Here is a 26,243-nt window from a genome sequence, read left to right on the forward strand (position 1 = left end):
GGGCCGCGGCGCCACCACGGACGTGCCGGTGACCGGCCTGCCCGAGGCGTTCCGCGCCCAGGCTGCCCGCGCCCCGCACGCCGAGGCCGTCCGCTGCGGCGAGACGTCCCTCGACTACGCCGAACTCGACGAGCGATCCGATCAGTTGGCCCACCGCCTCATCGAGGCCGGGGTGCGAACCGAGACGCCGGTCGCCCTGCTCATGGAGCGCTCGGCGGAGCTGGTCGTCGCCGTCCTCGGCATCCTCAAGGCGGGCGGCGCCTATGTCCCGATGCGCAACACCGACCCCGACGAGCGGCTGCGGCAGACCCTCACCCGGGCGGGCGTGACCCTCGTCGTCACCGACGAGGCGAACCACGGACGCGCCGCGGGGACGGGCGCCGTCGCCGTACTGCTGTCCGGCGACGACCACCACGAGCCGCGAACGGGCGCCCCCGACGTGTCCTTCGCCGCTGACCAGCTCGCCTACGTCATGCACACCTCCGGCTCCACCGGCACCCCCAAGGGCGTCGCCGTCACCCACCGGGACGTCGTCGAGCTCGCCCACGACCGCTCGTTCGCCGGCGGTGCGCACACCCGGGTCCTCGTCCACTCGCCGCACGCGTTCGACGCCTCCACCTACGAGATGTGGGTGCCGCTCCTGTCCGGCGGCACCGCCGTCGTCGCACCGGCCGGTGACCTGGACGCCGACACCCTCGGCAAGCTCATCGTCGAGCACGGCGTGAGCGCCCTCTGGCTCACGTCGGGACTCTTCCAGCTCATCGCCGACGAGGCGCCCGAACACCTCGGCGGCGTACGGGAGGTGTGGACCGGCGGCGACGTCGTCCCCGCCGCCTCCGTGCGCCGCGTCATGGCCGCCTGCCCCGACCTCGTGGTCGTCGACGGCTACGGCCCCACCGAGACGACGACGTTCGCCGTGCGGCACGCGCTGCCCGCGGGCTCCGAGATACCGGCCGCCATGCCCATCGGCACCGCCCTGGACAACACCGCGCTGCGCGTCCTCGACGGCTCGCTGCGCCCGGTGCCCGCCGGGACGACCGGTGAGCTGTACGTCGCGGGCGCCGGACTCGCCCGTGGCTACTGGCAGCGCGCGGGTCTGACCGCCGAGCGCTTCGTGGCCGACCCGCACGGCCCCGCGGGCACCCGCATGTACCGCACCGGTGACGTGGTGCGGTGGAACACCGAGGGCACCCTGGACTACATCGGGCGTGCCGACGCGCAGGTGAAGATCCGCGGCTTCCGCATCGAACTCGGCGAGATCGAGTCCGTGCTCGGCGCCCACCCGGCCGTGGTGCAGACCGTCGTCACCGTCCGCGAGGCCAGGCCCGGCGACAAGCGCGTCGTCGCGTACGTGGTCGCGGCACAGGGCGCGGCCCCGGCCCCGGCGCAGCTGCGCGCCCACGCCGCCGCCGAACTGCCCGACTACATGGTCCCGTCGGCGTACGTCGTCCTGGACGCGCTGCCGCTCACGGGCAACGGCAAGGTCGACCGGGCGGCGCTGCCCGACCCCGACTTCGGCGCCGCCACCTCCGGGCGGGCCCCGCGCACCCCGCAGGAGGAGATCCTGTGCGGCCTGTTCGCGGAGCTTCTCGGCGTGCCGTCCGTCGGCATCGACGACGACTTCTTCGAACTCGGCGGCCACTCGCTGCTCGCCACCCGCCTGGTCAGCCGCATCCGCTCGGTCCTCGGCGCCGAACTGGCCATCCGTGAGCTGTTCGAGGCGCCCACGGTCGCCGCGCTCGGCCGCAGGCTCGCGGAGGCGGGCGGCGCCCGCGTGGCCCTGGAGCCCGCAGAGCCGCGCCCCGAGCGGGTGCCCGCCTCCTTCGCCCAGCGCAGGCTCTGGTTCCTGCACCGCTTCGAGGGCCCCAGCGCGACGTACAACATCCCCTTCGCGCTGCGCCTCACCGGCGATCTGGACGAGGAGGCCCTGCGCGCCGCCCTCGCGGACGTGGCACGGCGGCACGAGGCCCTGCGCACCGTGTTCGCCGAGGACGCCGATGGCCCGTACTAGATCGTTCTCGACGGCGACCGGGCCAGGCCCGAACTGACCTCCGTGCCCGATGTGAGCCCCGACGCGCTGCCCGGACACCTCGCGTCAGCCGTGCGCCACGCCTTCGACCTCACCGCCGAAGTGCCCCTGCGTGCCTGGCTGTTCGGCACGGGGGAGCGGGAGCACGTGCTGCTGCTCGTGATCCACCACATCGCCGGCGACGGCTGGTCGGTGCCCCTCCTGGCACGCGACCTCACCGGCGCCTACGCGGCCCGCCGCGAGGGCGCGGCGCCCGCCTGGGCCCCGCTGCCCGTGCAGTACGCCGACTACAGCCTCTGGCAGCGTCAGGTCCTCGGCTCCGAGGACGACGAGACCAGCCCCATCTCCCGCCAACTCGGCTACTGGAAGGAGGCGTTGGCCGGACTGCCGGACGAGCTGGCGCTGCCCGCCGACCGGCCGAGGCCCGCCGTCACGGAGAACCGCGGGGGCCGCATTCTGTACGAGGTCCCAGGGCCGCTGCACCAGAAGATCACCGACCTGTCCCGCGCCACCCAGGCCAGCCCCTTCATGGTGCTTCAGGCGGCGGTCGCGGCGCTCCTGAGCAGGCTCGGCGCGGGCAGTGACATCCCGCTCGGCACGCCCGTCGCGGGCCGCACCGACGACGCCCTGGACGACCTCGTCGGCTTCTTCGTCAACACGCTCGTGCTGCGCACCGACACATCGGGCAACCCCACCTTCCGTGAACTGGTCGCCCGCGTACGGGAGTCGGACCTGGCCGCCTACGCCCACCAGGACCTGCCGTTCGAGCGGCTGGTGGAGGAGATCAACCCGGCCCGCTCGCTGGTGCGCCACCCGCTCTTCCAGACCATGCTGACCTTCAACAACACCGACCGGAGCGCGCAGTCGGGGCCCGAGCTGCCCGGCCTTGGCGTCGCCCCGGTGGAGTCGGACACCGCGTCCGCCAAGTTCGACCTGCTGTTCTCCTTCGCGGAGCGCCGCGCGGCCGACGGCGCCCCCGCCGGTCTCGGCGCGGGCCTGGAGTTCAGCACCGACCTGTTCGACCGGTCCACCGTCGAGGCGCTCGTCGCGCGGCTGCTGCGGTTCCTGGAGGAGGCGACCGGCGACCCCAAGCGCCGGATCGGTGAGGTGTCCGTACTCACCGACGCGGAACGGCGGTCGGTGCTCACCGAGTGGAACGCCACCGAACGCGTCTTCCCTCAGCGCTCGTTGGCGGGACGCTTCGAGGCGGCCGCCGCGAGCACCCCGGACGCGGTGGCGGTCGAGACCCCGGACGGCTCCCTCACGTACGCCGAACTCGACGCGCGCGCCGAACGCCTGGCGCGGCTGCTCGCCGACCGGGGTGCGGGCCCCGAGAGCCTGGTCGCGGTCGCCATGCCCCGCTCCGCCGACCTGGTCACCGCCCTGATCGCGATCTGCAAGGCGGGGGCGGGCTACCTCCCCCTCGACCCGGAGTACCCGGCCGACCGCATCGCCTACATGCTTCAGGACGCCCGCCCGTCCGTCATCCTCACCACGCGGGCCGTGCGTGATGTGCTGCCCGCAGGGCAGGACGAGCAGACGTTCGTGGTGGACGAGCCGTCCGCGGTAAGGGAGTTGTCCGAGTCCGGCGCGGGGCGCCCGAGCGTTCCGTACGACCCCGCCCACCAGGCGTACGTCATCTACACCTCGGGATCGACCGGGCGTCCCAAGGGTGTCGCGATGCCCGCGGGCGCCCTCGGCAATCTGCTCGACTGGCACGACGAGGTACTCCCCGGCGGCGCGGGCACCCGCGTCGCGCAGTTCACCGCGGTGAGCTTCGACGTCTCCGTCCAGGAGATCCTCTCCGCGCTGCTCTCCGGCAAGACCCTCGTGGTCTGCTCCGAGGACGTGCGGCGTGACCCGGCCAGGCTCGCCCGCTGGCTCCAGGACGCCCGCGTCCAGGAGCTGTATGCGCCCAACCTCGTCGTCGACGCCGTCTGCGAGGCCGCGACCGCCCAGGGCCTCGCCCTGCCCGACCTCACCGACCTGGTGCAGGCCGGCGAGGCGCTCACCCCGCACGGAGCCATCCGCGCGTTCTGCGCCGCGGGGGACGGGCGACGGCTGCACAACCACTACGGGCCCGCCGAGACCCACGTGGTGACGGCCCATCAGCTGCCGGTCCTGACCGAGGAGTGGGACGAGGGGGCGCCGCCCATCGGCCGCCCCGTCGCCAACACCGCCGTCCGCGTCCTGGACCCCTGGCTCGCCCCGGTGCCGCCCGGCGTCGCGGGAGAGCTGTACATCGCGGGCGCCGCACTGGCCCGCGGCTACCACGGCCGTACGGGGCTCACCGCGGAACGGTTCGTCGCCGACCCGTACGGCCCGGCGGGCACCCGCATGTACCGCACCGGCGACCTGGCCCGCTTCACCGGCGAAGGGCGCCTGGTCTACCTCGGCCGGGCCGACACCCAGGTGAAGATCCGCGGGTTCCGCATCGAGCCGGGCGAGATCGAGGCCGCGCTCACCGCCGAGCCGGACGTGGCGCAGGCCGCCGTGGTCGTACGCGAGGACCGGCCGGGCGACCGGCGGCTCGTCGGCTATGTGGTGCCCGCGGGACAGCCCGCCGACGGCGAGCTGCGCACCCGCGTGGCGCTGCGGCTGCCCGACCACATGGTGCCCGCCGCGTTCGTCACCCTCGACGCGCTGCCCCTGACACCCAACGGCAAGCTGGACCGTGCCGCGCTCCCGGCGCCCGCGTACGCGGCGGGCGGCGGCAGGGAGCCCGTGACCCCCGAAGAGCACGCGCTGTGCGCCCTGTTCGCCGAGGTGCTCGGCGTGGACCGGGCCAGGGCCGAGGACGACTTCTTCGAGCTCGGCGGGCACTCCTTCCTCGCCGCGCGCCTCGTCGGGCGCATCCGCGAGGACCTGGGCGTCGAACTGCCCGTGCGCACCGTCTTCGAGGCGCCCACCCCGGCCGCCATCGCCGCCGTCATCGCCGGGGACACGGTCACCGACGGCCGCGATTCGACCGGCGTGCTGCTGCCCCTGCGGGCGCGCGGCTCGGCCGCCCCGCTGTTCTGCCTGCACCCCGGCGGCGGCTTCAGCTGGTGCTACTCGGGCCTGGTCCGGCACATCGGCCCGGACGTGCCGGTCTACGGCGTCCAGGCGCGCGGCCTGGACGGCAAGGGTCAACTGCCCGCCACCATGGACGAGATGGTCGACGACTACGCCGCCCAGATCCGAGCGGTACAGCCGCACGGCCCCTACCGGCTCGCGGGCTGGTCCTTCGGCGGCCTCTCCGCGCACGCCCTGGCCACCCGGCTGCGCGCCGACGGCGAGGAGGTGGGCCTGCTCGCCGTGCTCGACGCCTATCCGGCGGGCGCCGGCGCGGACACCTCGGACCCCGTGGAGCACGAGGTCGTCGCGCACAATATGCAGGCCATGGGGTTCGAGTTCGAGATGGCCGATCTCATAGCAGACCAGGAAGGGGTTCTGCTGCGTTTCAGGGAGTTCCTGCAAGGTGGAAATCAGGCCCTTGCACACCTGGAGGCGCAGGACATGCTGGCCCTCAAGGATGTATACGTGAACAATGTCCGGATCATGCGCAAATTCGAGCCGGATTTCTTCGACGGTGACGTCCTCTTCATCTCCGCCGACCGGAAGTCGGACGCCGACAGGTCCGACCGCCTGGATGTCAACTTGTGGCAATCCTTTGTCGGCGGAACTGTCGATGTCCGAGCTATAGACTCGACGCACGGAAATCTGATGACGGATGCGCGGCATGTGGCCCGCATCGGCAATCTCCTCGCGGCTCACCTGTAATTCACCGAGCGCAACCCGCGGAATCGGATATTTCTCTAGAAGGAGCAATCGAATGAGCAGCAATCCCTTCGAGGACCCCGAGGGCACCTACCTCGTTCTCGTCAACGACGAGGGGCAGCACTCGCTGTGGCCTGCCTTCGTCGAGATCCCGTCCGGCTGGGAGACCGCCCTGGGGGAGAGCACCCGCGACGCGGCCCTCGAGTACATCAACACCAACTGGACCGACCTGCGCCCCAAGAGCCTGATCGCGTCCATGGAGGGCTCGGGCGCTGCCGTCTGACGCGCCTGACGCGCCTGACGCCGCCGTAACGCAGCCACTCGGCCCGCCTGCCGGTACGTCCGGCAGGCGGGCCGCTCGCACGACGAGGGGGACACGAGACATGCCGGTCATCCCGGTGAACGGAATCCGACTCAACTACGAGGACACCGGGCAGGGCGAGCCGGTGGTGCTGATCCAGGGCACCGGCGGCGGCCGTACCGTCTGGCAGCTGCACCAGGTGCCCGCGCTCACCGCCGCCGGACACCGCGTGATCACCTTCGACAACCGCGGCATCCCGCCGACCTCCGAGTGCCCGGAGGGCTTCACCCTCCAGGACATGGTGGGCGACGTGGCCGGGCTCATCGAGCGCCTCGGTATCGGTCCGTGCCGGGTAGTGGGCACCTCGATGGGCGCGTTCATCGCCCAGGAACTCGCCCTGGCCCGCCCGGAACTGGTCCGCCAGGCCGTCCTCATGGCCACCCGCGGCCGCACCGACGCGATGCGCGCCCGGCTCACCCGCGCCGAGATCGAACTGCACGACTCCGGAGTGCGGCTGCCCACCCCGTACGCCGCCGTGCTGCGCGCCCTGAAGTCCCTGTCCCCGCGGACGCTGAACGACGACAGGGAAATGGCCGACTGGCTCGACCTGTTCGAGCTCTCGCAGCCGGCAGGACCCGGGCAGCGCGCCCAGATGGAGGTCAGCAACCTGGACGACCGGCTCGCCGCCTACCGCGGCATCCGCGTCCCCACCCTGGTCATGTCATTCGCCGACGACCTGATCACCCCGCCGCACTTGGGCCGCGAGGTCGCCGACGCCATCCCGGGCGCCGAGTTCACCCTGGTCCCCGACTGCGGCCACTACGGCTACCTGGAGGACCCGGCCGCCGTGAACAAGGAGATCGTGGACTTCTTCGCGAGCTGACCCGGGCACGGCGAGAGGGGAGGTGCCGGTGGGCGCCTCCCCTCTCGCCGTTCTGCGGCCGTACCAGCCGTACGTCAGCCGACGCCCGCCCCCGGCGCCAGCGAGGCGGCGTACCCCTTGTACTGGTAGCGCGGGGCGTGCAGGCCAGTGGCCCACAGCGTGCCGTCCGCCGTGCTGGTCAGCGCGGACACGTCGGCGAAGCTCCCTGCCCCCGGTCCGGACACCGGCTCCCAGACGGTGCCGGTCCAGCGGGCGAGGGCCTGTTTCTTGCTCTCGTGGGCGGTGAGCCCGGCCAGCAACTGGCCGTCGTGGAAGGCGAGGGCGTTCACGGCGAGGCTGTCCTTGCTCTCGTCACCGGTCGCCTGGGCGGCGGGGACGAACGTCAGCTTCCACTCGGTGCCGATACGGCGCAGCGCGAAGGCCTTGGGGGGACCCGAGCCGTTGTCCGCCCACGGATTGCGGTCGATGCCGCCGATCCACACCTCGCCGTCGGCGCCGGTGGTGACCGCGTTGGCGCTGCCCGACAGGGCCGAGACGGTGGGCAGCGTGACCTCGGTCCAGGACGAGCCGTCCCAGTGCACCGCGTACGGCCGTGACTGGCCGTTCAGGGTCCGCTCGCTGGTCGAGCCGACGGCCCAGATGTCCTTCTCCGACACCACGTGCAGCGCCTTGAGGCTGGTCCAGTGGTTCTGGACGGGCAGCTGCGTCAGGGACCACTTGGCACCGTCCCAGCGGGCGACGGCCCCGGGGATCGTCGCGTCGCCCGCGCCGCGGTAGTTGCCGACGGCCCACACGGTGCCGCGGGACGTCGCACGGGCGGCGAGGATCTCCACGTCCGGCAACGTCCGGTCGGTCCAGGCCGAGCCGTTCCAGTGGTGCGCGCCGAAGTACCCGCGGTCGTTGCGGCCGAAGCCCCACGCGTCGTCGGGCGCGGTGCCGGCCAGGACGTCCGTCGAGCCGCCGGCCGGCAGCGGGACCTTGCGCCAGTCGGCGCCGCCGCCCTGCCTGGTCCACAGCGTGTGGTCGTACTCGCAGGGCAGGCAGGTGCTGCTCGTCTGCACACTGCTGCGGCCGATCGCGGAGCCGCCGCCGAACGGTACGAACTTGCTGAAGCCCCGGGCGTCCGGGGCGGTCGCGGGCTGCCATGCGGAGGCGGCGGGCGCGGCCGCCGCCTGTGCCGTCATGGTCCCGGTGGCGATCAGACCGATGGCCATCGTCAGGAACAGGAGCCTCAACTTCGGTATCAGGGCGCGTAATCCGGCTCTGCCGGTTGCTGTAGCCATGCCGGTCACCCTGGCAGCGCGGACCTGCCCGGCGGGACACCGCTGGCAGGAAGCTGCAGACAGGAAGTTGCCACGGGAAGCCGGGCGCGGGAGGCGGTTGTGGGGCAGGAACGGGAAAGGAGGGAGGACGTCCGGCCGGGGGTGCCAGGACGTCCTCCCTCCGTCGGAGGGACCCGCTCTACCTACTGGTAGTAGTCGGGCCGCGAGGAATCACGCTGCGGCAGCGGAGGCTGTTGCTGGTACGGCTGCTGGTAGTGCTCCGGCTGCTGCTGGTAGCCCTGCTGCTGGTAACCCTGCTGGTGCGAAGGCTGCTGCTGCGGGTATCCCTGCTGCTGCGCCGGCCGCTGCTGGTAGCCCTGCTGCTGCGCCGCGAACTGTGCGTACTGCGGCTGCTGCTGCGCCTGCGGCTGTCCCGGCAGGTCGTCGCCGGAGCCCGTCGAGGTCGGCCCGTGACGGCCGGCGGAGGAGACGCGGCCCGGCCACCAGTTCCACTTGCCGATCACTGTCATCAGCGCGGGCAGGACGAAGATGCGGATCACCACGGCGTCGAGCAGGATCGCCGCGGCCAGACCCACGCCGAGCTGCTTGAACTCGACCATGCTCAGCGTTCCGAAGATCGCGAAGACGCCGACCATGACGATCGCCGCGCTGGTCACCACACCCGCGGACTTCGTGATGCCTTCGCGGACCGCTTCCTTGATCGACGTGCCCTGCAGGGCCGCCTCGCGGATCCGGCTGACGACGAAGACGTGGTAGTCCATCGAGAGTCCGAAGAGCACCACGAACAGGAACAGCGGCAGCCAGGACACGACCGCCCCGGTGCTGTGGAAGTCCAGGAGCGACTCGGCCCAGGTGTGCTGGAAGACCGCCGCGAGGACACCGAAGGAGGCCGCCGCGGAGAGCAGGTTCAGGAGGATCGCCGAGACCGCCACGGCCAGAGAGCGAAAGATCAGCATCATGGTGAAGAAGGTGAGGAGCAGGACGAAGCCCACCACCCACGGCATGCGCTCCTGGAGGTGGTCCGTGAAGTCCACGCCCTGGGCCACCTTGCCGCCGACACCGTGCTCGGCTTCGGGGACGTCCGCCATCGCCTGCGGCAGCCAGGCCCGCAGGACGTCGAGGGACTCCTTGGCCTCGTCGCTCTTGGGCTGGTACGGCGTGCCCACGTTGACGGTGAACACCCGGTGGTTCTCGGACTCCTTGATCGTCGGCTTCTGGTCGTGCGCGAAGCGCTCGTCCTTGTCGGCCCGGTCGAGCAGCTTGTTCAGGGCGGTCTTGGCCTGGGCGGCCTCGCCGGCCGGGACGCGCACCGCGACCTGGTGCACGGTTCCCTCGCTCGGGAAGGCGTCCGTCAGCCGGTCCATGGCCCGTACGACGGCGATGTCCCTGGACAGGTCGTCCGACCCCGGCTGCTTGAGCTTCATGTCGAGGGCGGGCAGGGCGAGCAGCACCATGGCGCCCACGGAGACGATGAGCGTGAGCCACGGCTTGGACAGCGCGGGCTTCAGGAGCACCGGCCACACCCGGGAGTCACCGGAGCGCATGGTGAGGCGCCACAGGAAGGGCACCTTCGGACGGTCGACCCAGTTGCCGAGCTTGCCGAGCAGCGCGGGCAGGACGGTCAGCGAGGCGAGCACGGCGACCGCGACCACGATGATCGAACCGGTGGCGAGCGAGGCGAACGTGGGCTCGTTGGCCAGGTAGAGGCCGGCCATGGCGACGATCACGGTGGTGCCGGACACCACGACCGTGTGGCCGGAGGTCTCCGCCGCGATCTCGATCGCGTCGATGTGGGACTTGCCCTTCTTGCGCTCCTCGCGTTCCCGCTTGAGATAGAAGAGCGAGTAGTCCACGCCCACCGCCATGCCCATCAGCAGGATGACGTTGGTGACCGCGCTGGTCTCGGGAAGGACGTGCGAGGCGAGCGTGGACAGGCCGATGGCCGCGCCCACACAGGACATCGCGAGCAGCACGGGCACACCGGCGGCGATGATCGCGCCGAACACGACGAGCAGGATCAGCAGCGTCAGCGGAAGGCTGATCAGCTCGGCCTTCTTGAAGTCCTCACCGAGGGTCTCCGAGAGCCCCTTGGCCGTCGACCCCGTGCCCACCTGCTCGATCCGCAGGCCCGCGCTGTCCTTCTCCGCGGCCGCGCTGGCGTCGAGCAGCGGCTGCACACGGGTGTCCGCGTTCTCGGTGTCGCCCTTCATGACCACCGGCACCAGGAGCGCCTTGCCGTTGGGCGCGGGCACCGGATCCCCGACGCTCTCCACCCCGTCGAGCGCCTTCATCCGGCGCTGCACGTCGGCGGCGGCCTTCTGCGCGGTCTGCTTGTCCAGGGCGCCGCCGGACTCGGCGGTGATCAGGACGTTCTCCTCGGCCTTCTCGGTGAAGTCCCCGGAGGCGACGATCTTGCCCGCGCGACCGGACTCCCGGACCCCCGACTCGTCGTCGCTGATCTTGTTGGTGCCGGCTGCCCCGCCCAGGAACAGGCACAGGACGACGAAGGCGATCCAGAGTCCGATGGCCGTCCACGAATGGGTAGCGCTCCATCGCGCGATCCGTACCGTTGCCGGTTTCTTTCGCACCGTTGTTCCTTCCATTGCTGCACGGTCCGCTGGGAGCGGCTGTCCGCTGACGACGAGAGCAACGCTAGTTCTGCGGGTCGGACGTGGATACGAGGTAAACCACCGCAGTATCCAGAGGTTTCCGCAGATCCGACCCTGCGGTTTCCCGCAGGGTCGACCCTGCGGGAAACCGTAAGGGGTCCTGAGAATCTTGACCCACACAAAATCCGGCCGTTACTTTCTAAAGGCGGATCCGAGTAATACAGCTTCTTGCGAAATGGCTCGATCCGGCGCGGATCGGACACAGTCTGGGCTCAAACCGAGCCGGATTGAATTCAATGGCAGTTAAGTGCCATCGTGCGACGCTATTCGAGGGAGAAAAGTGGAAACCCTGATCCTTACCCGGCAGCATGTTGCCAAGCTCGTCCAGGAGAATGGCCGCGACCATTTCATGGACCGGATGATCGCCCGCCTGGAAGAGGCGTTCACGACCCCGGGGCGCGAGGGCATCACGCCCGCGCGTGAAGGATTCCTCCGCGGCCCGGACGACACGGCGATCCTCGAGTGGATGCCGCATCATCAGCCGGGCAGTTCCATAACGATCAAGACGGTGGGCTACACACCGACGAACCCCGAGAAGTTCCAGCTCCCGACCATCATCGGATCCCTCACCCGCTACGACGACGTGACGGGTCGTCTGCTCGCCGTCGGCGACGGCATTCTGCCCACCGCGATCCGCACGGGTGCGGCCGCCGCCATAGCCAGCAAGCTGCTCGCGCGCCCGGACAGCAAGGTCCTCGGCCTCGTCGGCGCCGGCGCGCAGGCCGTGACGCAGGCACACGCCCTCAGCCGGGTCTTCCCGATCGAGCAGATCCTCGTGTACGACATCGATGCCGCGCACGCCGCTTCGTACGCGAGCCGCGTGGACTTCCTGGACATCGAGGTCCGCGTCGCCACGCTCGCCGAGATCGAGGCCCAGTCGGACATCATCTGCACGGTCACCTCCGTCGGCGTCGGCGAGGGCCCGGTCCTGCCGGGCGAGAACCTGCGCCCGCACGTCCACATCAACGCCATCGGCGCCGACCTCATCGGCAAGTTCGAGGTGCCGAAGGCGGTTCTCACCTCGTCCTTCGTCACGGCCGACCACATGGGCCAGGCGCTGCGCGAGGGAGAGTGCCAGCAGCTGGAGGAGAGCGACCTCGGCCCCGACCTGCTCGCGCTGTGCGCCAATCCGGAGCTGGCCGAGCCGCTGCGGGAGCGTACGACCGTCTTCGACTCGACCGGGTTCGCGCTCGAGGACCACGTGGCCTTCGACGTGTTCCTCGAACTCGCCGAGGAGGCGGGCATCGGAGACCGCGTCGAGCTCGAGCACCTGCCGGAGGACGCGCTCAACCCCTACTCCTTCGAGTAGGAGCGAATGACCAAAGAACCCCCCACAGGCGACTGGCCCCGGAACCCGCAGTGCGGATCCGGGGCCAGTCGCCTGTGGGGGGTCAGTACTCCGTCAGGACTCCAGGTACCGCAGCACCGCGAGCACCCGGCGGCTGTAGCCGGTGGTGTGCGAGAGCTCGAGCCTGTCGAAGATCATGTTGAGGTTCTTCTCGACCGAGCTCAGTGAGATGTGCAGCTTCTGCGCGATGGCCGCGTTCGTGTGGCCCTGCGCCAGCGCCTCGATGACGCTGCGCTCGCGGGGGGTGAGGCGGGAGAGGGGATCGGTGTGCGTGGTGCGGATGACCAACTGCCGTACGACCTCGGGGTCGATGGCGGCGCCGCCTGCGTGGATCCGCTCCAGCGAGTCGAGGAACTCGTCGACCTGTGCGACGCGGTCCTTGAGGAGATAGCCGACCCGCTCGGCGTTCGAGGTGAGCAGCTGCGCGGCGTAGTTGCGCTCCACGTGCTGGGAGAGCACGAGCACGCCGACCCCGGGCCAGCGCTTGCGGATCTCCACGGCGGCGCGCAGCCCCTCGTCGGTGTGGGTCGGCGGCATCCGGATGTCGGTGACCACGATGTCCGGCGTCTGCGCCTCCACCTCACGCAGCAGCGAGACGGCGTCTCCCACCCCGGCGAGGACCTCGTGGCCCTCCTCGGTGAGCAGTCGGATCAGCCCTTCTCGCAGCAGGGTCGAGTCCTCGGCGAGAATTACGCGCACGGCAGCTCCGCGGTGATGGTGGTGGGGCCCCCGGAGGGGCTGTGGACGTTCAGGCTGCCGTCGAGCGCGGCCACCCGGCTGTGCAGTCCGGTCAGACCGCTGCCCGCCGGGTCGGCGCCGCCGACACCGCTGTCGCGGACCAGGATGGCGAGGAAGGTGTCGTATCCCTTGACGCTGACGAAGATGTCCTCGGCGGACGAATGCTTGGCCGCGTTGGTCACGGCCTCGGACACGACGAAGTAGGCGGCCGTCTCGATGGCGGGCGGCAGCGGCTCGGGGACGTCGTACTCGATCCTTATCGGGATGCTGCACCGCTCGGAGACCCCGCCGAGTGCCTCCTGCAGACCGAGGCTGTCGAGAGCCGACGGATAGACCCGCCAGGCCACTTCGCGCAGTTCGGTGAGGACCTCCTGGGACTCCTTGTGCGCCTGCTCCAGGAGGGCGTCCGACTGTTCCGGCGTCTTGCTGCGGCGGGCCCGGCCGAGCAGCATGGCCAGGGCCACGAGGCGCTGCTGGACTCCGTCGTGCAGATCGCGCTCGACGCGCCGCCGCTCGGTGTCCACCGCCCGCACCACCGCGGCGCGGCTGGCGGCCAGTTCGTTGATGCGCCGCTCGAGAAGCTCGCGCTCGGAGGGCCCGAAGCACTCGCGCGCCAGACGTGTGTCCAGGGCGGCCAGTGAGTAGAGGCCCTGTACGTCGAGGAAGAGCAGGACGCTGCCGAGCAGCACCTGGGTGAGCAGCTCCTGCCAGGTCAGCGTGGACCGGGCGATGCCCGCGGCGAGCAGCCCGGCCAGGATGACGCCGAAGACGAGCAGTCCGACCACGATGCTGCACAGCAGCCCGGTGTACGTACGGGCCGCGAGGTAGCGCAGCACCTGCTGGTCGGAGGCGTGGTGCTCGGGAAACCTGTCGTGGAAGAAGACCGAGCGCCTGGCGCGCTCCAGGGCGGTGAGCCTGCGGGCCCCCGCGGCGAGCAGGGCGTGGGCCCTGCCGCGGGTGCGCGGCCACAGCAGGAAGGCACCGAGCAGGGCGCCGGCCACGATGAAGTACAGCAGGCCGAGCAGGGCGGTGAAGCAGCTGAGCAGGACACCGGCGACCCTGAGGAGGCGGGCTTTCGGCTTCACCGCGGGTGTGAGGGCGCCACCGTCCTCCGGTCGCGGGTCGAGCGTCGACGGAAGACGATGGGTGTCCGTACCTGCCAGGTCCCCCTTCACGCCTGCCGACACTAGTGCTGCCGCACCGCCGGGGCAAGATCGCCCGGCTTGGACGGGAAGGGGACGGGTGTCTGTCGCGTCGCCGGTCATCGTCGCGGGTCAGGAGGTGCGGCGGTGCTGGGGCTGAGCCTGCGGCTGCTTCCGGGACCGGACGCGCATGACCACGTAGACGGCGATGGCGACGAGGACCAGGACGAGGACGGCCTTGGAGAGGAATCCGACGTAGGTCTCCACGGCGTCCCACTGGTCGCCCAGCCAGTAACCGGCCATCACGAGGATCGAGTTCCAGACCAGGCTGCCGATGGTGGTCAGGGACAGGAAGATCGGCAGTGGCATGCGCTCCACACCGGCCGGGACCGAGATGAGGCTGCGGAAGATCGGCACCATGCGGCCGAGCAGGACGGCCTTGGTGCCGTGCTTGGCGAACCACTGCTCGGTGCGCTCCAGGTCGGAGCCCTTGACCAGCGGCAGCTTGGCCCAGATGGCGTGCATCCGCTCACGGCCGAACAGCACGCCGATCCAGTACAGGACGGCGGCGCCGACCACCGAGCCGAGCGTGGTCCAGAACAGCGCGGACGCCAGGCTGATCACGCCCTGCCCGGCGGCGAAGCCGGTCAGCGGCAGGATCACCTCGCTGGGCAGCGGCGGGAAGAGGTTCTCCAGGGCGATGGCAAGACCGGCTCCCGGACCGCCCATCGTGTCCACGAGGTCGGCCGCCCAGCCCGCGATGCCGCCCGCGGGTTCCTGGGGGAGGGCGAGAGTCACGAGATCCATGCGGTTTCTCCAAGCTGGCGGGACGGCGGCTGCGGCACAGCCGCCGAGTTTCACCAGCAACGCTAGAAACCCTGGAACAGCGGCGGTATGCGGATTGCCGTCGAGCAGGGTGGGGTTTTCCGCAGGGTTCCGGGGAAGCGGGACGCGCCTTTGGGACGGGCCCGCACCGGCGGCTGGCATGTTCCTGCAGTCATCGGCCGGGAAGCCCGGCGGGCCCTGCGGCCCGCCGTAGAGTCCCGGCATGCCGAGCGACGACCCCGCACGGTGGCGCGTGCTCATCGCCCCCGTTCCGATAGCCCCGACCAAGCCGCTCACCCTGAGCCACGTCAAGGGACTGCTCTGGAGCGATGTGCTGCACCGGGCCACCGGACTGCTGCATTCCACCGACCACCTCCACAGCTGGACGGTCGGTGTCGACAACGCCCAGACCCATGGCTTCTGGGCCCATCTCGACGCCGTGTACCCCGGCATGGACTTCTCCGCGTTCGACGAGGAGAAGATCGGCGGTCTGTACGTCGCCTACCAGCGCGAGCGGGAATCCGGCCCGGCGCTGCGGGGCCCCATCGGCGGCAGCGGCACCTTGCACCCGGCGGGCGCGCGCATCCTCGACCTGTGGGCGGACCGGTACCGCGAGCTCGGCATCCCCGACCCGGGACTCCGGGTGCACAAGCCCCCGTTGATCACGCTCGACGCCCTCGTGGACCTCCTCGCCGAGCGAGGTCTCTGCGTCGACCACCGCCCCTGGAACGGCCCGGTCTATCTGGACGGCACCGCGCACGGCCTTCCGCTGCGCCGCCTCGCGGGCGCCGACGGGCAGGCCAACTACCTCGCCGGAGTGCTGCGCGAACTCGTCCCGCTGATCGGCGCGTACGACGCCTTCGTGCTCCCCTTCGACACCGGGTCGCTGCCCGACTACGTCCTCGTGCGTTACGTCCTGTCCCGGCTCGGCGCCCGGGTCGCCCTGGTCGGTGTCGGCCGGGTGCGGACCGACGGCAGGCTCACGGGCCCGCCGCGCTCCAGCAGGTACGGCGGCTGGGAGGGCCGCACCGCGGCCGCCCTGGCCGGGCGGTTCCTCGACGTGGTGGGCCCGCGCACCTACCGGCTCGGGATGCGGCTCTACTTCATCGCGACCCTTGGCCGCGGCGACCGCGAGCCCTACCGGCCCGAACTGGTGGGGCGTTGCATGACACGGGCCGCCCGGCTGCTCGCCCGGTACCCCGGGGACCACGACCCCGCCGCCCCCGAGCCCGGCCTCGTGCCGCACTTGCGTCGGCACGCCCGCCCGCATCCGTACGTCGACCCCTACCGGCTCACCACCGCCCTGCTCGCGCGGGACCGGGCGCCCGCTGGCCGGACGCTGCTCGAAGAGGTGTACGTCTGAATGCTCACGCAAGAAGAACTCCGCGAGATCCTGGACACCCGCATACGCACCGCGGGGCCGCGGCGCTCCGAGGCGTCCGCCGTGGCGGTCCTTCGCGGCTTCGACCCGCGCGGATTCGCCCGTTCCGTCCTGGACTTCGCCACCTGGCTTTCCCCGGATGCCAGGGCGCGGTGGCAGGCCGACTTCACCCGGACCGTGTTCCTCGCGGGCAACCCGCGGAACCTGGCGGGCCGCCTGCCGCCCTCCGTCGTCGCGTCTGACGGCCAGGTCGCGTGGTACGCCGCCGGGCCCCGCCTCGCGCACCGCGAACTGCGCCTGCTGCTGCGGGCGTTCCAGGGCGACCTGCCGCCCGTCATGCCAGGACCCTTCACGCTCGACGTGCCCCACACCCCTGCCGCGCCGCCGCGAGTGGGCGGCGTACGGCGCCTGCGGATGACGGTCGCCACCTCGGGGCTCTCCCTGCCGCGCTATCTGGTGCACGTCAACCACACCCTGGCCGAGTCCTTGCTGACCGGAGTACTCCTCCCCGGCGACCTGCTGACGGTCCATCACGCGGATGAGCTGCCCGAACCAACCCAGCGGCACGCCTATTTGAGGGTGCATCAGGACCCGGCCGCACCCCACCTGCTGCGCGCCTTCGCGCGGGTCGAGGAGGACGAAGGGGAAGGGCAAGAGGAAAGGGAAGGGGAAGGAGAAGGGCAAGAGGAGGGCACCCGTGGCTGACTCGGACTTCTGGGTCCTGCTCGGCACCGACTACTGCGGCAAGTCCTCGGTCCTCGCCGACCTCGCGGCCCGCGACGGACACGTACGGCCCACGTCGTACGACCCCACGATGCTGACCGGCGACTACCGCGCCATCGCCGAGCTGCCGGCGGCTCTCGGCAAGGCGTTCGCCGGACAGAATTCGCCGGACTACGTCATGGCGCTGCTCAACGTCGCGGTCGCCTACTTACGGGACAGCGTCTTCACCGCACCGCAGGACCGCACCCCGCTCCTGGACTCCTACTACTACAAGATCCTGGTCAAGTGCCGCCTCCTCGGCCTGCCCGACGAGCCCTGGCAGGAGTACTGGCGCTCCCTGCCCCGACCGTCCGGCGTGGTCTTCCTGGACGTGGCGGCAGACACCGCGTGGCAGCGCAGTGGCGCGGGCGCCCTGCTCAACCCGCTGGAGCACTACGGCCCGACGCCCGGCAAGGAGTCCTTCACCCGCTTCCAGGGCGACCTGCGGGCCGGGCTCATCGACGCGGTCAAGGACCTGCGCGTCGAGCACATCTCGGCGGGCCAGGACATCGCCGCCACCACCGACCACGTCCTGCGCGCCATGAAGGAGTGACCGTGCGACCTGTGCCCGACCACGCCGACGACGCCGCCTTCCGGCAGGAACTGGTGGCCGCGAAGCACCAGTTGGCCGCTTCCGTGGCCGACCCCGCCCAGGCGCAGCGCCACGTCTTCGAGGAGCTGCTCGCCCAGGTCGCGGGCACCAAGTTCGCCACGGAGCACGGCCTTTCGGGTGTCCGCACGCTCGACGACTACCGCAGGGCGGTGCCGTTGCGCACCTACCAGGAGTACGACCCCTGGCTGGCCCGCGCCGCCGACGGCGAGCCCGGTGTGCTCACCCGCGAGGAGCCCCGGCTCTTCTTCACCACCAGCGGCAGCACCGGTTCGCGCAAGCGGATCCCGGTGACGGAGCCGTTCCTCAGGCAGGTCTATCTGCCCTACTTCCGCGCGGCGATGGGCGTGCCCGCCGAGTACTTCCCCGACTCCCTCTCGCTGGGCGCGGCCACCCTGAACCTCCGCCACGACCGGCTCGCGCGGCCGAACACCACGGGGTCGGGGCGGCCGAGCCTCGGCCCGAGCCAGGCCGACCTGCGGGGCGGCTTCGGGGTCACGCTCCGGGAGCCGGGCAGTGAGGCGCCGTGGGCCGAGCTGCCCGTGCCGGTGGACGAGCGGGACTACCTGGAGAAGCTCTACCTCCGCCTGCGCATGGCCGTGGAGCACGACGTGCGCTGCGTGATCGGCCACAACCCGACGATGCTCGCGATGCTGCCCGAGCTGCTCACCCAGTGGTGGCCGCGGATCCTGCGGGACGTGCGCGACGGCACCCTCGGCGGACGCCCCGGCGGCACCCCCGACCCTGTCCGGGCCGCCGACCTTGAGCGGCACGGCCCCGTGCCCGCCGCCGTCTGGCCCCGCGTCCGCGTGCTCTACTGCTGGACCAGCGGCGTCGCCTCGCTCTATCTGCCGCGCCTGCGGGAGGTGTACGGCGACGACGTCACCGTCCTGCCCACCCCGGCGGCGGCCTCGGAGGGCCCGGTGGGGGTGCCGCTCGACCGGCACCCGCACGCGGGTCACCTGGCCGTCTCGTCCGCGCTGTACGAGTTCGTGGACGCGGCCGACGACGTGCGCGCCGACAGCCCCACCCTCCTGTACGACGAGCTGGAACCCGGCCGCGACTACCACGTCGTCTTCTCGCACCTCGGCGGCCTGTACCGCTACGTCCTTGGCGATGTGGCCCACGTCGTGGACCGGGCCGGGACGCTGCCCCGGGTCGCGTACGCGGGGCGGGCGGGCCTGTCGGACGTGGCGGGGGAGCGGCTGCGCGAGGTGCAGCTGGTGCGTGCGGTGGCCGAGGCGTCACGACGTACCGGAACCGACGTGATCAACATGACCGGCAGACCGGAGCGCGCGGCCGGATCCCACCACCACACCGTCGGATCCCACCACTACACGGTGGCCGTCGCGTTCCACGGCGCGGGCACGTCCGATGTGGCGTCCTTCGCCGGAGTGCTCGACGACGCGCTGTGCCGGGCGAACCCCGACTACCGACGGGCACGCGAGGGCGGCGCACTCGCCGCCGCGCGTGTGCTGCCCGTGCCGACGTCCGCCTTCGTGGCGAACTGGCACCGCCGCGTCGCTTCGGGGATGCGCCCGCCCGAGGTCAAGGACCAGGTGTTCCAGGCCGACGACGCGGCCTGGGACCTGATCACGGCGGGTGGCCGACAAACGCGAAAGGGCTTCTCGGAAAACCGAGAAGCCCCAGGTCAGCGACCTAATCGCTAGTGCGCCGCCAGGGACTCGAACCCCGGACCCGCTGATTAAGAGTCAGCTGCTCTAACCAACTGAGCTAGCGGCGCCTGCTGACTCAAAAATAATACCTGGTCCCGAAGGGTGCTCAGGACCGCCCTCGATCCCTCTCGATCCCTCTCGATCCCTCTCGGACCCCGCGGTCCTGCCCCTAGATCGCCAGCGAGAGCAGCACAGGCGCCGCCCCGCGATTGAGCGTCTGGGCCGCTTCCCGCAGCCGGTGCGCGTGCTCCACCGGCAGGGAGAGCGCCAGGCAGCCGACCGCGGAACCCGCGGTGATGGGCACCGCGGCGCAGACCGTGCCGACCGCGTACTCCTGGAGGTCGAGGACCGGGACCGTGGCGGGCTGGGCCGCGAGGCGGTTCAGGAGGACCCGCTCGTTCGTGATCGTCCGCGAGGTGAGGCGGGCCATCTTGTGGCGGGAGAGGTGGTCCCTGCGGCCGTTCAGGTCGAGCTGGGTCAGCAGGCTCTTGCCGACCGCGCTGGCGTGCGCGGAGGAGCGGAAGTCCACCCACTCGTTGACCTTCGGGGTGCGGGGGCCGTCCGCGAAGTCGGTGATCTTGATTTCGCCGTCTTCGTACCGGCTGATGTAGACGGCCGCGCCGATCGAGTCGCGAAGACCGTCGAGCGTCCCCTTGAGCTTGTCCCGCAGCACCTGGTCGCGGCGCTGGGCCGAGCCGAGGCGGGTGAGGGATTCGCCGGTGACGTACGCACCGTCGGCGATCTGCTCGACGTACGCCTCGCGGCGCAACATGCGCAGCAGGGCGGTGAGTTGGGAGGTGGGCAGCTTGGTCTGCCGGGCGAGCTCGACATCGGTCACGCCGGCGTTGTGCTTGGCGACGACCTCGAGCACCCGCAGCGCGCTCTGCACCGAGTGCTGCGGCGTGGCCGGCTCGTGCTTCAGCGCCACGGCTTCCCCCTGCGTGGAACGGTTCCGGACAGCTGGGCTGCGTCCCACGATAGCCGCCAAGGGGCCCATATGGAGCGGCTGTTGACGAGATTGGTGGGCGCGTCCCGGCTCTGTCAGCAGGAACGCGCCACTCTGGCATATGCCAAAGTCATGCCCACTCCGTCGTGACGGAGCGAGCACACAAGCGAGCACACCTGAGAAGGACCTCAACCGTCCCGCGCCGCCTCATCGAGCGTATGCCCGTGCGTCTCGGGCGCGAGCAGCGCGGACACCACGGCCCCGACCGCGCTGATGGCCCCGACGACGAGCATCGTGGCCGAGACACCCACGCCCGCGAGCAGCAGAGGCACGACGAACGTGCCGAGCACCGCCCCGACCCGGCTCGTGGCGACCCCGACGCCGAAGGCCGTCGCGCGGATCTCCGTGGGGTAGATCTCGTTCGGGTAGATCCACTGCAGGATGGTCGGGCCGCCGATGAACAGCGCGTACACACCGAGCAGTACGACGACGGCCCCCACGGAGGTCTCCGGCACCAGGCCGAGCGCGAGCAGGCTCGCGCTCGCGACGGCGAAGGGCAGGATGAGCAGCGTCCGCCTGCGCACCCGGCCCGCGACGAGCGTGGCCACGACCGTCCCGGCGAGCAGCAGCAGCCCGATCGCCACGGACCCCAGGTTCTCTGTCTCCGTACCGCCGACGGTGTCGATGCCCAGGGCGTCGAGCAGCGTCGGGGCGAAGCTGTACAGCGCGTAGACCGGTGTGACCGAGCAGGTCCAGAAGACGGCCACGAAGAGGGTGCGCCGCAGGTACACGCCCTGGAAGACCTGCCGGAACTTCGTGGCGGCGGGCCGGCTCTCGATGCCGTCGAGCCGGGCGCCGGGACCGTACACCTTGCGCATCACCCGCAGCGCCTCGTCGGTACGGCCCTTGCTCAGCAGCCAGCGGGGGGACTCGGGCGTACCTGCGCGAAGGAACGCCAGGGCGAGCGCCGGAACGGCGGGGGAGACGAGGATCCACCGCCAGGCGTCCGGGCCGAGGCGCAGCAGCGCGTCACCGACGAGGTACGCCGTCGCGTTGCCCGCCGACCACATGATCGTCTGCAGCCCGATCAGGCGCGGGCGGGACCTGCGGGGAGCGAACTCCGCGAGCAGCGAGGACGCGATGGGGTAGTCGGCGCCGATGGTGACGCCGAGCAGAACGCGCAGCACCAGCAGCTGCTCGGGTCCTGTGACGAAGAACTGGGCGGCGGCGCACACGGCGATCGCCGCGATGTTGAGGGAGTACATCACCTTGCGGCCGACGAGATCGGTGACGTACCCGAAGACGAGGCCGCCGACGAGGATGCCGAGCAGCGCCGCGGCGGCGAGTGCGCCCTGCCACAGGCCGCTCAGCTGCCACTGCCGGGCGATCTGGGGCAGGGCGAGGCCTACGACGCCGAGTGCGAAGCCGTCGAGGAAGGGCCCGCCCGAGCAGAAGGCGGTGAGCCTGCGGTGGAACCCGGTCACCGGAGTGTCGTCGATGAGGCTCGTGGCCGGCTCGCCGGGACGGAGGCCGGAGGGCAGCGTCTCGGCGGGCGCGGGGTTGGCCATGTTTCCTCCCAGCCGAAGGGGGGCGAAGTCGAAACGGGGCGAAGTCGGGAGGGGGAGGGCGAAGGAGCGCAGGGGCGTCAGCCCTTGGCCATGGCCTCCCAGAGGTCCGGGAAGTCGGGCAGCGTCCGCCCCGTCGCGGTGATGTCGTCCACCTCGATGCCGGGAACGACAAGCCCGAGAATCGCGCCCGCCGTCGCCATTCGGTGGTCGTTGCAGGCGTGCCAGGTCCCGGCATGCAGGGCCCGCGGGGTGACGACGAGCCCGTCGGGCGTCTGCTCCACGGCGCCACCCAGCGCGTTGAGCTCCCGCTGGAGCGCGCCGAGCCGGTCGGTCCCGTGGCCGCGCAGGTGCGCGATTCCGCGCAGCCGCGAAGGACCGTCCGCCAGGGCCGCGAGCGCCACGACGGTGGGGGTGAGCTCACCGGCGGCGTGCAGGTCGGCGTCGACGCCCCGCAGCCGTCCGGGGCCGGTCACGGCCAGGCCCTCGGGCGTACGGGCCAAGGACGCACCCATCTCGCCGAGGAGTCCGCGGATGGCGTCCCCGGCCTGAGTGGTGGACCCGGGCCAGTCGGGCACGGTCACCGTCCCCCCGGTGGCCAGGGCCGCGGCCAGGAACGGCTGGGCGTTGGAGAGGTCGGGCTCGATCCCGGTGTCCGGCGCGCGGACCGGGCCGGGGCGGACGTGCCAGACGTCCGGCGTCGAGTCGTCGACGTCGACGCCCGCGCCTCGCAGCATCCGCACGGTCATGCCGATGTGCGGCAGCGAGGGCACCGGCTTCCCGCGGTGCGCGACGCTGACGCCCTGCTCGAACCGGGCGCCGGCGAGCAGCAGCCCGGAGACGAACTGCGACGACCGGGACGCGTCCACGGTGACCGGACCGCCCAACAGGCGCCCCCTGCCGTGCACTTCGAACGGCAGGCCGTGGCCGGTGAGCCGGGCGCCGAGCAGCCGAAGGGCGTTGATGACGGTCGCCATGGGGCGGTTGCGTGCCTGCGGATCACCGTCGACCCGCACCCGCCCATCGGCGAGCGCGGCCACGGGCGGCAGGAAGCGCATGACGGTACCGGCAAGGCCGCAGTCCACGTAGGCCGGGCCGCGCAGCGTTCCCGGCGTGATGCGCCAGGCGCCGTCGGCCGTCTCCTCGATGGTGGTGCCGAGCGAGCTCAGCGCACCGGCCATGAGGGCGCTGTCGCGGCTGTGCAGGGGTTCGCGCACGGTGGAAGGACCATCGGCGAGAGCCGCCAGGATCAGGGCGCGGTTGGTCATGGACTTCGAACCTGGCACCCGTACATACGCGTTGACGGGCCGGTCGGTGTGGGGCGCGGGCCAGAAGGGAGCTCTGTACATGACGGGCTGTGCCTTCCTCGGTGGGGTGGCCTCGGTGTGGTGGCCTCGGTGTGGTGGCCTTGCGGGGCGGCCGGCGCCTGCCGCGGCGGTCAACGGCAGGCGCCGGCGCGGGCGGACCCCTAGGAGACGAACTCGAAGTAGCCGTTGGCGGAGTAGTCGTATCCGGCCCTCTTGTGCCGCTCCCGCGGCATCGGGAACCCGGCCTTCAGGTACTGCTGCAGGAAGAACGCCCCCTCCGGCGTGTCGACACCGATGTCCGCGCCGATTCCGGGGTCGACACCACCCTGCGTGCGGGCGTGGTCGACGAGGGTGTTCTTCAGGCCGCTGCCGTCGGGCATCCGGATCTTGGGCCGGTCGACGAGATACGACGGCAGCCTGCCGCGGAACGCCTCCCGCAGCAGCCACTTGTCCTGCCCGTCGCGGAGCTTCAGGTCCATCGGCACCGAGTAGGCGAACTCCAGGAGCCGGCGGTCCATGAAGGGGACCCGGGTCTCGACGGAGTGCATCATGCTCGACCGGTCGACCCGCTGCAGATCGGTCCTGTGCAGGTTGTGGACCCGGTAGCGCATCAGCTCGACGGGGTCGTCGTGCTGCCTGAACAGGTCGTATCCCGCGTTGACTTCATCGCTGCCCTCGCCGCACAGCGCGAGCTTGAACCCGTGCTCCTTGACGAGCCGGAAGGCGAACTGGCCGACACAGGTGTCCATGGCGTCGATCGCCTCGAAGAACTCCGCCCCGTGCACGACCTCCGGGATGGCGTCGATCAGCTCCTGCCGGTCGAGGCGGGCGACCACATGCGCGATGCCCTCCTCCCGGCAGTAGCGCTCGGCCACCTCGACATCGGCCGAGCCCTCGAAGCCGATCGTGAAGGCCGTCACCGCCGGATGGAAGCGCCGGGCCGTGTGGAGCACGGCCGCGCTGTCGATCCCGCCGCTGAACGTCACCGCGAGGGGCAGATCCGTGTCCACCTGCTGCCGCACCGCTTCGTCGAACAGCCGGCGGTAGGTCCCCACCGCCTCCCGCGGGCCGATGTGGCGCGGTGTCGTGGACAGGCTGAAGTAGCGCTCCTCGCGCCCGTTCCTGAGGAACGTCCCCGGGCTCACGGTGTGAATCGGGGCGTCGTACGTCAACAGGCACTTCTGCTCCGACGCGAAGTAATAGGCGGTGCCCCGGCGCACGTAGTAGAGCGGCTTGATCCCGACGTGGTCCCTGGCGGCCAGGAACGACCCGTCCCGCCGGTCGTGGAGCACGAACGCGAACATGCCGTTGAGCCGGTCGAGCAGCTTCTCGCCCCACTCCAGATAGCCGTGGATGAGGACCTCGGTGTCCGAGGCCGTACGGAACGTGTGGCCGAGGCCCTCCAACTCCCGCCGCACGGACTGGAATCCGTAGAGCTCTCCGTTGTACGCGACCGAGACCTGCCCCTGTGTGTCGGTCTGGGGCTGCTTGGCGTGCTCACGGTCGACGATGGCAAGGCGGTTCGTGCCAAGGGCCACCCCGGGTTCGACGGAGTGCTCCGCGAAGCACTCCGTGTCGCCCCGGTGCCGGATCCGGGCGAGCATGGCGAGCAGTTCCCGGTCCCGGCGCTCCCCCTGCTGCCCGGTGTCCGGCATCGGGTCGGTGTCGATGATCGCTGCGATTCCGCACATGGTCTGCGACGCTCCTCAACTCTGCACCGTGACGCGTCCGCCGATGCGCTGCAGCTGCTCGAAGAAGTCCGGGAAGGTCTGCGCGACGTACTGGGGGTCGTTGACGGTCAGGCCCTCCCGGCTCCGCAACGCGATCAAGCTCATGGCCATCACAACGGCGTGGTCGTAGTGGCTGTCGACGGCGACCCCGCCCCGCACGCCCTCCGGCGAGCCGTGGACGATCAGCTCGTCCTGCTTCTCCTCCGCGGCGACACCCGCACGCTCCAGCTCGTGCCGGAAGTCGCTGATCCGGTCGCACTCCTTGTAGCGGATGTGCTCGATGTTGTGGAAGCGGCTTGTCCCGTCCGCGTGCGCCGCGAGCGCGGCCAGCGGCAGCACGGCGTCCGGCGCCTTCGCCCCGTCGAAGTCGAGCGGCCGCAGCGTCCCGCCACCGCTCACCCGTACGCTCCGCTCGCCCACGTCGAGCGACACCCCCATGCCGATGAGGTGCTCCAGGACCCCGTCCAGCTCCTCGAGGCCGTGGTGGTCGATGTCGACCGTGGAATCGACCGCCGACGCCAGCGCGAGCAGCGCCGCCGTGCTCGCCGGGTCGGACCCGATGCGGTGGTGCGCGGCCTCGAAGCGGCTGCCCGTGGCGACATCGAAGGACATGAAGTCGTCGGCGGGCGCCACCTCGACGCCGGTGGCGCCGAGCACCTTGAGCGTGGTGTGCACCGGCGCCGGCGCCTTCAGCTCGTCCGGTACGCGCACGGTCAGCGGCTCGTCCAGGAGCCCGCCGAGGAACAGCAGCCCGCTGAGGTACTGCGAACTGCGCCGGCTGTTGATGCTGACGTCCCCGCCGTGCACCCGCGTACCGTCGAGCGTGATGGGCAGCCGCCCGTCCACGCCAGCCGTCACCTCTGAGCCCAGAGCGCGCAGCGCATCGACCATCTCGCTGTTGGAACGCCGCCCCAGGGACGCGCTGAACGGCGTCATGAACGTCGTCCGGCGGAGCACGGCCGTCGCACCCATCAGCAGCCGCAGCACCACCCCGGAATTTCCCGGATTGACGGTGACCCCGTCCCGCTGCCGCCCCGAGCCCGTGATCACCAGGCGGTCGGGCGCCGGGTACTCGATCCCGGCGCCGAGCACCTGGCAACTGTCCACCATGGCGCGGACGTTCTGGCTCCCGGCGATGTTGTCGATCTCGCTCCGGCCCGGCGCGAGCGCGGCGGCCAGCACGGCCCGCGCCGAATAACTCTTGGACGCGGGCGGGTTCGCCGCCCCCTTCAGTTCTCCTGCCGCATGTATGTGCAGCGCTTTGTACTGTACGAAACCCATGCCTCTGT

General features: G+C 71.3%; 17 protein-coding genes, 1 tRNA gene and 1 pseudogene. 8 read left to right on the top strand and 11 right to left on the bottom strand.

Annotated features, from left to right (window positions below; genetic code table 11):
- Positions 1-28 precede the first annotated feature (28 nt).
- The 3 genes and pseudogenes from ABD378_RS10610 to ABD378_RS10620 all read left to right on the top strand — a co-directional run bounded on the left by ABD378_RS10610 (position 29) and on the right by ABD378_RS10620 (position 6,972).
- Positions 29-5,791, top strand: a pseudogene (locus ABD378_RS10610) (amino acid adenylation domain-containing protein).
- 52 nt (positions 5,792-5,843) lie between these two features.
- Complete coding sequence (locus ABD378_RS10615) at positions 5,844-6,071, top strand: MbtH family protein (protein ID WP_344520345.1); 228 nt, start codon at positions 5,844-5,846, stop codon at positions 6,069-6,071.
- A gap of 100 nt (positions 6,072-6,171) precedes the next feature.
- Positions 6,172-6,972 carry an alpha/beta fold hydrolase gene (locus ABD378_RS10620; RefSeq protein WP_344520346.1) on the top strand — a complete coding sequence of 267 codons (801 nt, stop codon included), beginning with the start codon at positions 6,172-6,174 and terminating at the stop codon, positions 6,970-6,972.
- A 74-nt stretch (positions 6,973-7,046) separates the two neighbouring features.
- Here the strand turns inward: ABD378_RS10620 and ABD378_RS10625 are convergent, their stop codons facing one another.
- Together ABD378_RS10625 and ABD378_RS10630 are read right to left on the bottom strand one after the other, a co-directional pair.
- On the bottom strand, positions 7,047-8,255 hold the full coding sequence (locus tag ABD378_RS10625; protein ID WP_344520348.1) for a hypothetical protein: 1,209 nt from the start codon (positions 8,253-8,255) through the stop codon (positions 7,047-7,049).
- A 182-nt stretch (positions 8,256-8,437) separates the two neighbouring features.
- Positions 8,438-10,843 (bottom strand): MMPL family transporter, encoded by a 2,406-nt coding sequence (locus tag ABD378_RS10630; RefSeq protein ID WP_344520349.1) that lies wholly within the window; start codon positions 10,841-10,843, stop codon positions 8,438-8,440.
- Positions 10,844-11,204: 361 nt separating this feature from the next.
- Between ABD378_RS10630 and ABD378_RS10635 the strand changes: the two genes are divergently transcribed.
- Entirely contained in the window at positions 11,205-12,233 is a 1,029-nt protein-coding gene (locus tag ABD378_RS10635; RefSeq protein ID WP_344520350.1) for an ornithine cyclodeaminase family protein, read from the top strand.
- A 93-nt stretch (positions 12,234-12,326) separates the two neighbouring features.
- Here ABD378_RS10635 and ABD378_RS10640 read toward each other — a convergent pair whose 3' ends face one another.
- The 3 genes from ABD378_RS10640 to ABD378_RS10650 all read right to left on the bottom strand — a co-directional run bounded on the left by ABD378_RS10640 (position 12,327) and on the right by ABD378_RS10650 (position 14,959).
- Positions 12,327-12,971: a response regulator transcription factor gene (locus ABD378_RS10640; RefSeq protein ID WP_344520351.1), complete on the bottom strand. Its 645-nt coding sequence runs from the start codon at positions 12,969-12,971 to the stop codon at positions 12,327-12,329.
- Positions 12,962-14,185, bottom strand: coding sequence for a sensor histidine kinase (locus tag ABD378_RS10645; protein ID WP_344520352.1), 1,224 nt, complete (start codon positions 14,183-14,185; stop codon positions 12,962-12,964). The genes ABD378_RS10640 and ABD378_RS10645 overlap by 10 nt, the downstream gene beginning before the upstream one ends.
- A 99-nt stretch (positions 14,186-14,284) precedes the next feature.
- Positions 14,285-14,959, bottom strand: a complete 675-nt coding sequence (locus tag ABD378_RS10650) for a DedA family protein (RefSeq protein WP_344520353.1) — start codon at positions 14,957-14,959, stop codon at positions 14,285-14,287.
- 241 nt (positions 14,960-15,200) lie between these two features.
- On the opposite strand from ABD378_RS10650, the gene ABD378_RS10655 reads away from it, so the two are divergent.
- Genes ABD378_RS10655 through ABD378_RS10670 form a run of 4 tightly spaced genes read left to right on the top strand, consistent with a single transcriptional unit; the run spans position 15,201 to position 19,400 of the window.
- Positions 15,201-16,340 (top strand): hypothetical protein, encoded by a 1,140-nt coding sequence (locus tag ABD378_RS10655; protein ID WP_344520354.1) that lies wholly within the window; start codon positions 15,201-15,203, stop codon positions 16,338-16,340.
- Positions 16,341-17,063 (top strand): DUF6182 family protein, encoded by a 723-nt coding sequence (locus ABD378_RS10660; protein WP_344520355.1) that lies wholly within the window; start codon positions 16,341-16,343, stop codon positions 17,061-17,063. It abuts the gene before it with no gap.
- Positions 17,056-17,673 carry a hypothetical protein gene (locus ABD378_RS10665; protein WP_344520356.1) on the top strand — a complete coding sequence of 206 codons (618 nt, stop codon included), beginning with the start codon at positions 17,056-17,058 and terminating at the stop codon, positions 17,671-17,673. Before ABD378_RS10660 ends, ABD378_RS10665 begins: the two co-directional genes overlap by 8 nt.
- 2 nt (positions 17,674-17,675) lie before the next feature.
- Positions 17,676-19,400, top strand: coding sequence for a GH3 family acyl-acid amido synthetase (locus ABD378_RS10670; protein WP_344520358.1), 1,725 nt, complete (start codon positions 17,676-17,678; stop codon positions 19,398-19,400).
- Here the strand turns inward: ABD378_RS10670 and ABD378_RS10675 are convergent.
- From ABD378_RS10675 to aroA (ABD378_RS10700), 6 genes are all read right to left on the bottom strand, one after another.
- Positions 19,401-19,474: transfer RNA gene (locus ABD378_RS10675), tRNA-Lys, on the bottom strand.
- Positions 19,475-19,575: 101 nt separating this feature from the next.
- Positions 19,576-20,334: an IclR family transcriptional regulator gene (locus ABD378_RS10680; RefSeq protein ID WP_344520359.1), complete on the bottom strand. Its 759-nt coding sequence runs from the start codon at positions 20,332-20,334 to the stop codon at positions 19,576-19,578.
- Positions 20,335-20,540: 206 nt separating this feature from the next.
- Positions 20,541-21,920 carry an MFS transporter gene (locus tag ABD378_RS10685; protein WP_344520360.1) on the bottom strand — a complete coding sequence of 460 codons (1,380 nt, stop codon included), beginning with the start codon at positions 21,918-21,920 and terminating at the stop codon, positions 20,541-20,543.
- Positions 21,921-21,997: 77 nt separating this feature from the next.
- Positions 21,998-23,266, bottom strand: a complete 1,269-nt coding sequence (gene aroA, locus ABD378_RS10690) for a 3-phosphoshikimate 1-carboxyvinyltransferase (protein WP_344520362.1) — start codon at positions 23,264-23,266, stop codon at positions 21,998-22,000.
- 119 nt (positions 23,267-23,385) lie between these two features.
- Positions 23,386-24,915, bottom strand: coding sequence for an asparagine synthetase B family protein (locus tag ABD378_RS10695; protein WP_344520364.1), 1,530 nt, complete (start codon positions 24,913-24,915; stop codon positions 23,386-23,388).
- Between the two features lie 15 nt (positions 24,916-24,930).
- On the bottom strand, positions 24,931-26,235 hold the full coding sequence (gene aroA / locus ABD378_RS10700) for a 3-phosphoshikimate 1-carboxyvinyltransferase (RefSeq protein ID WP_344520365.1): 1,305 nt from the start codon (positions 26,233-26,235) through the stop codon (positions 24,931-24,933).
- Between the last annotated feature and the right edge of the window lie 8 nt (positions 26,236-26,243).

It is taken from the genome of Streptomyces rectiviolaceus, from assembly GCF_039533825.1.
GTDB lineage: Bacteria > Actinomycetota > Actinomycetes > Streptomycetales > Streptomycetaceae > Streptomyces > Streptomyces rectiviolaceus.

Excerpts from the sequence above, each read along its gene's own strand:
- aroA (WP_344520362.1), bottom strand. The coding sequence starts at position 23,266 with ATGTACAGAGCTCCCTTCTGGCCCGCGCCCCACACCGACCGGCCCGTC.
- ABD378_RS10625 (WP_344520348.1), bottom strand. The coding sequence starts at position 8,255 with ATGGCTACAGCAACCGGCAGAGCCGGATTACGCGCCCTGATACCGAAG.
- ABD378_RS10660 (WP_344520355.1), top strand. The coding sequence starts at position 16,341 with ATGCTCACGCAAGAAGAACTCCGCGAGATCCTGGACACCCGCATACGC.
- ABD378_RS10620 (WP_344520346.1), top strand. The coding sequence starts at position 6,172 with ATGCCGGTCATCCCGGTGAACGGAATCCGACTCAACTACGAGGACACC.
- ABD378_RS10655 (WP_344520354.1), top strand. The coding sequence starts at position 15,201 with ATGCCGAGCGACGACCCCGCACGGTGGCGCGTGCTCATCGCCCCCGTT.
- ABD378_RS10695 (WP_344520364.1), bottom strand. The coding sequence starts at position 24,915 with ATGTGCGGAATCGCAGCGATCATCGACACCGACCCGATGCCGGACACC.
- ABD378_RS10650 (WP_344520353.1), bottom strand. The coding sequence starts at position 14,959 with ATGGATCTCGTGACTCTCGCCCTCCCCCAGGAACCCGCGGGCGGCATC.
- aroA (WP_344520365.1), bottom strand. The coding sequence starts at position 26,235 with ATGGGTTTCGTACAGTACAAAGCGCTGCACATACATGCGGCAGGAGAA.
- ABD378_RS10685 (WP_344520360.1), bottom strand. The coding sequence starts at position 21,920 with ATGGCCAACCCCGCGCCCGCCGAGACGCTGCCCTCCGGCCTCCGTCCC.
- ABD378_RS10615 (WP_344520345.1), top strand. The coding sequence starts at position 5,844 with ATGAGCAGCAATCCCTTCGAGGACCCCGAGGGCACCTACCTCGTTCTC.